A 12,409-nucleotide genomic window follows, 5' to 3' on the forward strand; every position below is an offset into this window, starting at 1 on the left:
AAATCGGAGGCCTGCTTGCAGCAGGCAAGTTCGACATTCAGTGTTCATCATTCGATATTAAGACGATTAGAAAAACCTGGTAATCAAAATTTAAAATTCGGTTCAATCGGAGAAAATACAACGTACATCGTAATTCGTAACTCGTCAAATCAGATTCGTCTTTGTCTTGCTGGGACTGGATATTCATTTCTTTGTTATATAGTGGGGCCAGCGCTTGGTGACTAGGTCCTATTGAAATCCCCGGGTTGTACCCGGGGCTGTTACAAGCCGTGCATTCAGCACTCTTTTTTCAATACTGTAATTATCAAAAATATTTCGCGAAGCTTACTTCGTCTTAGGTAAATGTTTTTTGCACTTGTTGACGAATAGTTACTTAATCATTTCCATGATTATTGGTTTTAGTCCGCTAAAAAAGAATTCTACTGCTATGACCATAACAATCAATCCCATTAGTCTCATCATCACATTATTTCCCGTCTCTCCCAAGAATTTTATGATTTTGGAAGAGCTGTAAAGAATAATAAATGTCAAAGTGATGACCAGTAGAATGGTAGAAATCAAAACTATTTTAAGTCCAATGGTATTTGCATCTTCCATCAAGACAATGGCGTTAGTCAAAGCTCCTGGTCCGCAAATCATGGGAATGGCTAATGGAGTAATCGAAATATCATTCACATAGGTTTTGATTTCTGATTCTTTTACTTTGACCTTGCCTAGTCTCGCCTGCAACATATCCATTCCCATCAGAAAGAAGATGACCCCACCTACGATTCGAAAACTATTTACGGAGATTCCGAAAAAATTGAATAATAATTGACCAGAGAAGGCAAAAATCACAATGGTGACAAAAGAGACAATAGAAGCCTTTTTAGCTGTATTGGTCCTTTCTTGTTCATTCAATTCAGCTGTCATAGTCATAAAAATCGGCATGGTGCCCAGCGGATTGATCAAGGTAAAAAATGAGGTGAAGGCCAGAAGTCCAAATGCAAATAATTCATTCATTATTTATTCTTTTTGAAATATTTGCCAACATTCGAAATTAAAAGAGTTACAAACAAGGTGTCGAATAAAATTTATTTTTCGGTTCAATTGGAAAAATTACGACGTAAATTATAATTCGTACATCGTCAATTCAGATTCGCCATGTTCAACTCATAAATGCAACACCTAATTTTTGTTTGACTTTTAAGGAATCGGACATTCATAATTAAAGAAATTCAAAGCGAAATATGCAATCACTTTTCCCCACTCACACTTGCCAAGTTCTTTTTAAATAGTCCCAAATCCCGATGTTGACTTTTTTCTCCAAGCTTGACAGCTTTTTCAAAATAGGGAATAGCTTCCTTGGTTTTGCCCAAAGCTACCAACCCATCCCCCATACTATCATAGACATTGGCTGACTCTGGATTTTGCTCCAGATTATAAGAAAACAGAACCATGGCATGCTCAGGCTGATCTCTTCTGAGCTGATCGTAACCAAGCATATTGATGGTCGCCTCAGTAATCTGCCCATTCAAACTATATTTATACAATCCTTCAAGGTATTTTTTGAATTGCTCGGGTTCATACTTTTGAGCCGCGGATACAAGCTTTTTGACAGGGTCACCATAATACTTGGAAAGAATTGAAGCGGAAATTTTCTCAGGTTCCTGAAGATGGAGATAATGCATGTAGTTGGATAGTAATATCATTTCGGAATCTTGTTGGCTTAGAATCAAATCGGTCAAATTTGAAATGCGGTGGCGCTGAAGCAAATTGACTACTTGCAGATAATCTACAGATAGCTTTGGCTCAAATGGATTTTTCATATAGCTTTCCTGCTTGTGCTTGCCTCCCAGCAGAACTGCCGATGGAATTTCAGGGAAATCATAAAGCTTGGTATTGCTTTTTTCCCCTTTTGCAAACTCATACATCACTTGTGCCTCTGCCTTTATACCTGCCGGTGCTTGTTGGAATCTTTCCTTTCGCAGTTCAAAAAACTCGTTGGCGATTTTTTCTCCATCCCAACCTTCTTGATTAAAAATCGTGATCATTTTTTCAAAACTTGAAGATTCATCCACAGGATCGATATAAATCATCCCCTCAACAGACTCGGGATAGGTAATAGCAAAATCCTTGATCAGGATACTTGCCCAACCGTGACCAACCAGAATATAAGGAGGTTCCAAGTTTAATTTTTCAAGTAACTTATTAAGTTGGCGGGTTCGATTTTCTGGCGTAGGAGATTCTTCAAATTGATCAGAATTCCCAATTCCGGCACGGTCATAGGCCAAAATTGGTACATTTTCCCCTAGGTTATTTATTACTTGATACCAAGTGTCGAAACTTGAGGCGTGATTACTTTCGAGGATGACCAAAGGTTGGCCAAACTGCCTCTTTTCAATTCCATACAGTTCAAAGGAGATGCTTTTTCCATCAATTTTTGTCATTTGTCCCGACTCTTGACAAAAACAATTTACCGAGGAGACCAAAAACACGACTAACCAAAATGAGATTGACTTTACCATAAGGATTTGATTTAAAAGACGATACGTTATTAAATAACGTAAAAATTACTACTAAAAACAACTTCAACCGTCTTATTTTTAGTTAATCTTTTGATTTGTCAATAGATTAAGGTTGAACAGTGGCTAGAAAATCTGTCGCCGCCGTTCGTGTCATCATGCACGGCATTTTTTCAAGGTTTTACTTTCTCTTGCTGGGACTGTTGTCCCATTTCCAAATCAAAGATTAAGAGCCAGCTTCGGGGTGAAAGGGAATCAATTTATACACTGGGTCGCGTCGTTTCCCCTTACACAGGGCTGCCTACCTCAGGTAGGACTATCATAAGGCATGCCTTCAGCACTATTTTTTCAAGCCTTCATTTTTCTAGAATATTTCCTGCCACTGCAGGCAGGCACGAACGGAGTGAGGCATATTTCAATTGTATTTCGTCGCTAAATAAAGGAATACTCATCCTTCCACCATCTTCAAAAACTCAACTTCCGAAATCATTGGCACCCCAAGCTTCTCGGCCTTTTCTTTTTTGCTAGGACCCATTCCTTCTCCCTCGATGATGAAGTCCAGATTCTTGCTGACGGCACTGATGTATTGTCCTCCGTGCGCTTGCACAAAGTCTTTGATTTCATCCCGTTTGAAATTCTCCAGCTTTCCAGAAGCTAAAATTCGCTTCCCTGCCAAAGCCTGACTTTTTGGGGTGTTTTCATCTTCCTGAATCTCAAAATGTAAGCCTCGTGCCTTCAATCGCTCAATATGCTCCAAGTTCTCCTCCTGTGCGAAAAAGTCCTGAATACTTTGAACCAGCGTTTCTCCCACGCCATTGATATCCAAAAGTTGTTTGCTTGAAGCCGCTTGGAGCTTTTCGATACTTCCAAAATGTCTGGCCAAAAGCTGGGCGGTATTTTCTCCGATATTTCGGATTCCCAAGGCAAACAGCACCTTCTCAAACGATTGTTCTTTGGAAGCTTTGATCCCTTCCAGCATATTGGTAATCACGCCTTCCTGAAAGGTATTGGCTTTTAGCTTTTTGATCCGTTCCCGCAGTTCATCCGGAAGTTCCACCCCTAGTTTGAGCAAGATGCCGTGTACTGTTCCTTCTTTTTTGCTGGCTTCCAAAATGGACCCGAAGTCGGATCGCCTTCCTAAGAAGATATCCAAAACAACGGCTACCGGCACGAAGTCTTCCAATTTGGGCAAATCGGCATGCTCCTTCAATGCATGGATAAGGTAATCCACCATCCCCACGTTAGAGGAGACTTTCTTTTTCCATTTTCGGATTTGTTCCTGAAATCCTCGCAGCGTGTCAAAAAGCGGCAGTTCTGCCGCCTCGGTCAAGTACTCTTGGATTTGCTTGAAAGAAATGCTTTCTGTCAAAGCGAAAAGCGCTTTTTCCAAGCTGATATACAATAAGCCACTTCCTTCTTTTTCGTATTGATCCTGACTCATTTCTAAGCCTAGGAGGTCTTTTTCTTTTGTCTCCAGATCGTAGATGTCTGCATAGCTTCGGATGAATCCCTGATCAATCAAAGCCCGAATCCGCTCGGTACCCATGGAGTCAATGTCCATGGCCCGCTTACTGACAAAGTGCTCGATCCTTCCCAAAACTTGTGGAGGGCAGCTAGCGGCATTGGGGCAAAAGTGCTTGGCCTCGCCCTCTTTACGTTCCAGCTCAGTTCCACACTCGGGGCAGGTACTGATGTATTGAACCGGCTTAGCATCTGCTTTTCGTTTTAGAAGATTCACTCCGGTGATTTTTGGAATGATTTCTCCGCCCTTTTCCACTGATACGATATCCCCTTCATGAATCCCAAGGCGCTCGATCTCATTGGCATTGTGTAGTGATGCTCGCTTGACGGTCGTGCCTGCAAGGCTGACAGGGGAGAGGTTTGCCACCGGAGTAATGGCGCCCGTACGGCCAACCTGATAGGTAATCGATAGCAATTCTGTTTCAGCACTCTCAGCCTTATACTTGTATGCAATGGCCCATCGAGGGTTTTTTGCGGTGAAACCCAACTCCTCTCGCTGCTGATAGTCATTGATTTTCAAGACCACCCCATCCGTATCAAGTGGTAGTTCATGTCGCTTTTCTCTCCAGTCTTCGATGTATTTCAGGACTTCTTGGAGGGTTTTGGCCTGACTGTAGGTAGGAGAGACGTTGAATCCCCATTTTTCGATCAGGTGAATAGCTTCCGAATGGGTAGCTACTGATAAGTCTTCTCCCAACAATTGATAAAAGTAGCAGTTGAGACGACGCTTGGCCACCACGCTGCTGTCCTGCATTTTTACGGTTCCCGAGGCAGCATTTCTAGGATTTGCGAGTAAGGCTTCTCCGTTTTTCTCCCGCTCGGCGTTGATTTTATCAAATTCCTTTCGGGGAAGAAAGATCTCTCCTCGAACTTCAAATTTATCCGGAATAGACTCACCTTCAATGCTTAAGGGGATGTTTCGAATCGTCTTCACATTGGCAGTGACATCATCTCCTTTGGTGCCATCTCCTCGGGTGACAGCACGTGCCAAGCTTCCATTTTCATAAACCAAACTGATCGCAACACCGTCGAATTTGAGCTCACAAAAATACTCGTAATCACGCGTGCCCAACCCTTTTTCGACTCGCTCATCGAAGGCCTGTAGCTCTTCGATCGTGTAGGTGTTTCCAAGGGAAAGCATTTTATACTCATGAGCCACGGTCTGAAACTCCTTGGTAATCGTCCCACCCACACGCTGACTCGGGCTATCTTCTCGAAGAAGCTCCGGAAACTCAGTTTCCAAACGGATCAGTTCCTCTAGCAATTGATCGAATTCATAATCCGAGATTTCGATCCGGCTCTCTTGATAGTAGAGATGGTTGTGGCGATTGATTTCCTTGCTGAGTTGGGCGATGCGTTTTTGGGCTTCTTGCTGCGTCATAGTTTTTGAAATGATGGCTAAATTAAGTGGAAGTTGGATGCTTGTAAAGTGGTAAGATGGAAAAGTTTGAAGAGGGGTATACCTTTGTAACTTGTTTTTGAAATAAACCCGCTATGACTCAAAAAATTAACCAGGAAGCCAAGATTGTAGATGCGGCATATAAGCTTTTTTTGGAAAAGGGCTTTCGTAGCACGACCATGGATGATATCTGTCAGTCTTTGGGGATTAGCAAGAAGACTCTCTATCGCTTTTTCTCTTCCAAAACCGAACTGCTGGCAGCTGCTTTTGAAAAGCTAAAAATCCGAATGACAGCAAAAGTGGAGGCAATCGTAGATAATCGGTACATCGCTTTTCCCCTAAAGCTAAAATCAAGCCTCTCAGTCATCGCGAACTATTTGGCTCCCATCAATCCTGAGCTGTTTGAGGATCTTCGAGAGCATGCCCCTGAAGTTTGGGAGGATTTGATTCTATACATTCAGGAATCTGCCTATGAACGCTTTCAGCGATTGATTCAGGAAGGGATTCAAAGTGGTCAAGTTCGTCCTAATTTGAATGTAGGCTTGGTGGTCATGCTCTATGCTTCGGCGGTGCAGTCACTTTTGGATCCAAGTTTTCGAGCCAAATTCCCTTCCTCCATTCAAAAGGACCTTCAGATTCCGCCCTCTGATATTTTTGATCAGGCGATTACCATCATTTATCAGGGAATTCTTTCCGAAGAAGCCCGACAGGAATTCGATAATGCCTGATTAGGTATTAGCTTTTCCCTATCTTTGCCCCCTGAAAAACGAATATAGCTTATCACCTGATGAATAAATCCTTCAAACGTCATACCCTTACCGCAGCTTTGCCTTATGCCAATGGTCCCATCCATATCGGACACTTAGCGGGATGTTATGTTCCCTCTGACATCTATGCGCGCTACTTGAGATCTCAAGGCAAGGATGTCCTTTTTGTTGGCGGGTCTGATGAGCATGGCGTCGCCATTACCATCAAAGCCAAAAAAGAAGGAAAAACGCCTCAGGAAGTGGTGGATTTTTATCATGAGATGATGAAAAAGAGCTTCGAGGAATTTGGAATCAGCTTCGATCATTATTCCCGAACTTCTGCCAAAATCCATCATGAGACTGCACAGGGATTTTTCAAGGATCTCTATGAAAAAGGAGAGTTTCTGGAGCAAAGTACGGAGCAGTATTTTGATGAGGAAGCCGGGCAGTTTTTGGCTGATCGCTACATCGAGGGGACCTGTCCAAAATGTGGTTTTGAGCATGCCTACGGCGATCAGTGTGAGAAATGTGGCTCTTCACTCAGCCCTACAGAACTGATCAATCCCCGCTCTAAACTCAGTGGTCGAACGCCAGTGTTGAAAGAAACCAAACATTGGTTTTTGGATTTGGCACGCTATCAGAATTTCTTGAAAAAGTGGATTCTCGAGGATCATGCGCAAGATTGGAAAAATAATGTGCTAGGACAGTGTCGCTCTTGGCTAGAAGCTGGGGATGGCTTGCAGGCACGCTCTATGACTCGCGATTTGGATTGGGGAATAAAAGTTCCGCTACAAGACGCAGAAGGCAAGGTGCTTTATGTGTGGTTTGATGCGCCGATCGGGTACATCTCTTCTACCAAGGAATGGGCTGCTGAGCAAGGAAAAGACTGGGAGCCTTACTGGAAAGATGAAGAGACACAACTTCTTCACTTTATTGGGAAGGATAACATTGTGTTCCACTGCATAATTTTCCCAGCTATTCTAAAGACACATGGAGATTTTATTTTGCCGGATAATGTGCCAGCAAATGAATTCCTTAATTTGGAAGGAGATAAAATTTCCACTTCCCGAAATTGGGCTGTTTGGCTTCATGAGTATCTGGAAGAATTTCCGGGCAAGCAGGATGTTTTGCGCTATGTTTTGACGGCCAATGCGCCCGAGACCAAGGACAATGACTTTACCTGGAAGGATTTTCAGGCACGAAATAATTCCGAATTGGTAGCCATATACGGCAACTTTATCAATCGGGCTGTGGTGTTAACTCATAAATATTTTCAGGGTAAAGTTCCGTCACGAGCTGAGTTGACGGGATATGACCAGGAAGTATTGGATCAATTGGCTGAATTTCCTGCCAAAATCATGAGTTCCATGGATAGATTCCGCTTCCGGGAAGCCTTGGGAATTATGATGGATTTGGCGCGATTGGGAAATAAATATCTCGCAGATACCGAACCTTGGAAGACAATCAAAACCGATGAGGCAAGGACTGCAACCATTCTCAATATTGCCTTGAATATTGCTTCGAACTTGGCCATTGTTTCTGAGCCTTTCTTACCATTTACAGCAGCCAAGTTGTTTGATATTTTCCATTTGGAAGATGCTAATTGGACTAAAGCCGGTAAAGGTGAATTGCTTGTCGAGGGTCAGGAAATCGGGCAAGCTGGATTACTTTTCGAAAAAATAGAAGACGAAACAGTTGAAAAACAAGTACAAAAACTATTAGACGCTAAGAAAATGAATGAAGCTGAAAATGCACCTGTTGCTCCGATGAAGGAGATTATTACCTATGATGACTTCGCCAAATTGGATATGCGAGTGGTGACCGTTTTGGAAGCCGAAAAAATGCCAAAATCCAAAAAGCTCCTCAAGCTGAAAGTGGATACAGGAATAGGTCATCGTACGGTTTTGAGTGGTGTTTCTGAGCATTTTGAGCCGGAGTTTTTGATCGGCAAGCAAGTGACCATGCTGATCAATCTGGCACCACGAAAAATGATGGGTATCGACTCAGAAGGCATGATTCTGATGGCCGAAGACAAGGATGGAAAGTTGAAACTTCTTACTCCGCATGAGGGAACCGCAAGTGGGTCGACGATCAGCTAATCCTAATGGGAACAGATAAATTTTATCCCGCTAGTATATCAACTAGCGGGATTTTTTTATTTTTAGTCAGTATTATGGTTTGGAAAAATTTTAGTCAGATATTCTTGATATCCAGTCTGTTTACACTATTCTTGGTACATTTAAAAGAGGAATTTGTAAGAACTTCGTATCTTCAATCAAAAGTATAAGCGATGATCAAAAAGAACCAGTTAATAGAAACAATTGAGAGCTTTCCCGAAGAATTTACCTTGGAAGAATTGGTGGACAAGTTGATTTTATTGGACAAAATAGAAAAGGGAAATAGCGATTCAATCGAAGATAATACCCTGAGCGAAGTTGAACTCGAAGAAGAAATGAAAAAATGGTTCAATTAAGGTGGACCCATCAGTCGGTTAAAGACTTATCGGACATTTTTGAATACATCAGTATCGACTCGGAAAAATATGCGAAGCGCCAAATTGTGAGAATTAAAGCTCGAACTCAAATCTTAAAGACCAACCCCATGGCTGGCAAAATTGTACCTGAATTGCCCCAACGTGATTTTCGAGAGCTAATTGAAGGAAACTATAGAATCATCTACAAAATACTAAACGATAATCGCATTGATATTTTGACTATTCACCATTCCGCACGAGATTTAAGTAGAAGAAAAATATAAAATATTCGTGCCAAAAAGGTGAAAAATGTATTGTTTCCTATAGTCAGCTTCGAAATCTTATACTGAGCCTTAGCCACTTTGGTAAAGAATCTTTCGAAAAAATCGTGATGGAAAACTTTGGTCTAAGCGGAAAATCCTACGAAATTCTATTGCGAATTTTTAGGAAATACCCTGCCCTTTCCGAGAGCAAAGTCTATGGATCACGGGCTAAAGGAAAAACAATGACCGAAGCGATTTGGATCTGGTGATTATGGACGAGCTTCACCGTAAGACTTTAGCTGAGATTTGGATGGAGATCAATTCCAGGGATTTCCCCTAACTGTCGATCTTCAGGTTTGGAAAGAAATCAAAAATGAAAACCTGAAGGAACATATTCGTCGGGTTGGAAAGGTGTTTTATTCAACTGATTTCAGCAAAGTTATTGAGGAATAATAAACATTTGTATTGGGAAGTGAGGTATTAATCATTGCCCTTTGCCTATTGATTTTTTTATTTCCTTTATCTGACTAAGAAAGCTATTTTTACCCCATGCTTTCAGACCAACCCAACCTAGTACCTCAATTAGAAAAACTAGCTACTCAACTTGAAGGTAGCCTGCAATTTGATAGACTGAGTCGGACGCTTTATGCTACCGATGCTTCTGTCTATCGAGAGATGCCGCTTGCCGTTGCTTTTCCAAAAACTGAGTCTGACATTCAGAAGCTCATTCAATTTGCTACAGAAAACGGTACTTCACTGATTCCCCGAACTGCGGGAACTTCGCTGGCTGGCCAATGTGTGGGAAATGGCATCGTGGTAGACGTGTCGAAGCACTTTACCCAAATTTTAGAATTCAATAAGGAAGAACGCTGGGTGCGGGTGCAGCCTGGGGTTGTTCGGGATGAACTCAATCGTTTCCTCAAACCTTATGGACTATTCTTCAGTCCGATTACTTCCACTGCCAATCGGGCAATGATCGGTGGGATGGTGGGGAATAATTCCTCAGGAACTACTTCCATTGTCTATGGGGTGACTCGGGACAAGGTAATTTCCCTGAACACGATTCTGAGTGATGGAAAAAAGGTTGTTTTTGGAGAAATTTCTCAAGATGAGTTTGATAGAAAATGTGGGCAAAAAGATCTGGAAGGAAGCCTCTATCGGCAGATTTTTGATGAATTAAATAATCCTGAGGTTCGGGAAGAAATCCATTCCCAATTCCCCAAGAAGTCCATCCATCGCCGGAATACGGGCTATGCTGTAGACGAATTGCTCAAAGCGGAGCTTTTCGAAGGAAAGGAAAAATTTAACTTATGTAAACTCCTGGCCGGATCCGAGGGAACCTTGGCTTTCACCACAGAAATCAAAATCAGCCTGGATCCACTTCCTGACCCGGTAGACATTGTGGTTGCTGCACATTTTGAAAGTATTCATGAAAGCATGAAGTCTGCCCAAGTAGCGATGAAGCATCCTGCTACTGCGGTGGAACTCATGGATAAAATCATCTTGGATTGTACCAAGGAAAGCATCGAGTACTCCAAAAACCGCTATTTCGTCGAGGGTGACCCGGAAGCAATTTTGATGATAGAGTTTCGTGGAAAGACTCTTAATGAAGCTTTTGCAAAAGGTGAAGCCTTGATAGCCGATCTGAAGAAAGCCAATCTAGGTTATGCATATCCTATCATCGAACCTGAGAAGGTGGCTTCTGCTTGGGCACTCCGAGCGGCCGGTTTGGGTTTGCTGGCAAATATCCCTGGAGATCCCAAAGCGGTGGCATGCATTGAAGATACAGCGGTTGATATCGATGACTTGGCGGATTACATAGCTGAGTTTGATGAGATGATGGTCGCCTTCAATCAAAAACCAGTACACTACGCCCATGCTGGGGCTGGGGAGATTCACCTTCGTCCGGTTTTGGACTTGAAGACGCAAGAGGGAGTGGAGGATTTTCACAAAATTTCCCGTGCTTCCGCCGAGTTGGTGAAAAAATATCAGGGTTCTTTATCGGGTGAGCATGGAGATGGTCGTGTGAGGGCGGCTTTTATCCCGCTGATGGTAGGAGAGAAAAATTACGAGCTTTTCCGCCGAATCAAATACAAATGGGATCCGAAGAATATCTTCAATCCCGGAAAAATCGTCGATGCTGCTCCCATGAATCAATTTCTCCGCTATGAAACGGGGATGAAAACGCCTGTACACGATACTGTTATGGATTTCTCCAATGTAGGTGGGATCCTTCGATTGGCGGAGAAATGTAATGGTTCGGGAGACTGTCGCAAACTTCCGGGATCGGGAGGAACGATGTGTCCGAGTTATATGGCGACTCGGAATGAAAAGGACACAGTTAGAGGTAGAGCAAACACACTTCGGGAGTTTCTGACGCTGGATAAAAAAGAGAACGCTTTCGATCATCCTGAGATCAAAGAAGCTTTAGATCTTTGCCTCAGCTGTAAGGGCTGTACTGCAGAATGTCCATCCAACGTGGATATGTCCAGTATGAAGGCCGAGTTTCTCTATCAATACCAGAAGACACACGGAGTTCCGCTTCGCTCTAAAGCATTTGCCTATATCAACGAACTCAATGGATTAGGAGCAAAAGTGCCTGGTATCGCTAATTTCTTCCTTAGAAACTCACTGACAGGAGGCCTGATGAAATCTGTCCTGGGTGTTGCTCCCAAGCGAAACCTACCCGAAATCAGCTCGATCAGCCTTCGAAAATGGTATAAAAAGCACTATGCTTCTCTTCCAGGACCTTCAAATAAAATCAAGTCGGTTTATTTCTTTGTGGATGAGTTCACCAATCACAATGACACCGAAATAGGTATAAAAGCTATTTCCCTTTTGAAAAAATTGGGATATGAAGTCAAGGTGATTAATCATGAAGAAAGCGGTCGATCTGCTCTTTCTAAAGGCCTTTTGCAGAAAGCAAAGAAGCATGCTGAAGCGAATGTCCGCATATTTGACAAGCTCATTGATGGAAATACACCCTTGGTAGGTTTGGAGCCTTCTGCCATTTTGAGTTTTCGGGATGAATATCCTAGAATCGTCATCAAGGAATTGGTCAATGCTGCGAAGAAATTGAAGTTTCATGTGCATTTGATTGATGAATTTTTGGGCAAGGAAGTAGCTGCCGGGAATATTAAGCCTGAAGCTTTTTCTACTCAGTCCCGAAAAGTCAAATTACACGGGCACTGTCATCAAAAAGCGCTTTCATCCCTGACTTGGACTCAAAAGATTCTTTCGCTACCAAGCAACTATTCTGTAGAGACTATCCCAAGTGGATGCTGCGGAATGGCCGGAAGCTTTGGCTATGAAGCAGAGCATTATGAAGTTTCCCAGCAGGTAGGGGAGTTGGTGCTTTTTCCAGCGGTAAGAGAAGCAGGTTCAGATACCATTATCGCAGCTCCAGGGACTTCCTGCCGTCATCAGATTGCAGACGGAACGGGTCGAAAAGCTCTACATCCCGTAGAGATATTGTGGGAGGCCCTTGAAAAGTAATCCTATGA

General features: G+C 42.7%; 8 protein-coding genes. 5 read left to right on the forward strand and 3 right to left on the reverse strand.

The genetic code is table 11. From position 1 onward, the window contains the following. Positions 1–369: 369 nt before the first annotated feature. The 3 genes from CDH51_RS18015 to ligA all read right to left on the reverse strand — a co-directional run bounded on the left by CDH51_RS18015 (position 370) and on the right by ligA (position 5,406). A complete protein-coding gene (locus CDH51_RS18015; RefSeq protein WP_100629945.1) occupies positions 370–1,002 on the reverse strand; it encodes a MarC family protein in 633 nt (210 codons plus the stop codon). 233 nt (positions 1,003–1,235) lie between these two features. Next, the gene (locus CDH51_RS18020; RefSeq protein ID WP_100629946.1) at positions 1,236–2,429 is read right to left on the reverse strand and encodes an alpha/beta fold hydrolase; all 1,194 of its coding nucleotides are present in this window, start codon (positions 2,427–2,429) and stop codon (positions 1,236–1,238) included. A 523-nt stretch (positions 2,430–2,952) separates the two neighbouring features. Beyond that, the gene (gene ligA / locus CDH51_RS18025) at positions 2,953–5,406 is read right to left on the reverse strand and encodes an NAD-dependent DNA ligase LigA (RefSeq protein WP_100629947.1); all 2,454 of its coding nucleotides are present in this window, start codon (positions 5,404–5,406) and stop codon (positions 2,953–2,955) included. Positions 5,407–5,519: 113 nt separating this feature from the next. Here ligA and CDH51_RS18030 point away from each other — a divergent pair, with 113 nt between their 5' ends. From CDH51_RS18030 to CDH51_RS18050, 5 genes are all read left to right on the forward strand, one after another. Then, positions 5,520–6,152 (forward strand): TetR/AcrR family transcriptional regulator, encoded by a 633-nt coding sequence (locus tag CDH51_RS18030; RefSeq protein WP_100629948.1) that lies wholly within the window; start codon positions 5,520–5,522, stop codon positions 6,150–6,152. Between the two features lie 59 nt (positions 6,153–6,211). Then, positions 6,212–8,269: a methionine--tRNA ligase gene (gene metG / locus CDH51_RS18035; protein WP_394335577.1), complete on the forward strand. Its 2,058-nt coding sequence runs from the start codon at positions 6,212–6,214 to the stop codon at positions 8,267–8,269. 191 nt (positions 8,270–8,460) lie between these two features. Continuing rightward, entirely contained in the window at positions 8,461–8,643 is a 183-nt protein-coding gene (locus tag CDH51_RS18040; RefSeq protein ID WP_100629950.1) for a hypothetical protein, read from the forward strand. Further along, a complete protein-coding gene (locus CDH51_RS20450) occupies positions 8,631–8,927 on the forward strand; it encodes a type II toxin-antitoxin system RelE/ParE family toxin (RefSeq protein WP_100629951.1) in 297 nt (98 codons plus the stop codon). The genes CDH51_RS18040 and CDH51_RS20450 overlap by 13 nt, the downstream gene beginning before the upstream one ends. Positions 8,928–9,455: 528 nt before the next feature. Continuing rightward, the gene (locus tag CDH51_RS18050) at positions 9,456–12,401 is read left to right on the forward strand and encodes an FAD-binding and (Fe-S)-binding domain-containing protein (protein ID WP_100629952.1); all 2,946 of its coding nucleotides are present in this window, start codon (positions 9,456–9,458) and stop codon (positions 12,399–12,401) included. Positions 12,402–12,409: the final 8 nt, after the last annotated feature.

Origin of the sequence: Algoriphagus formosus (assembly GCF_002807035.1) — a bacterium.
GTDB lineage: Bacteria > Bacteroidota > Bacteroidia > Cytophagales > Cyclobacteriaceae > Algoriphagus > Algoriphagus formosus.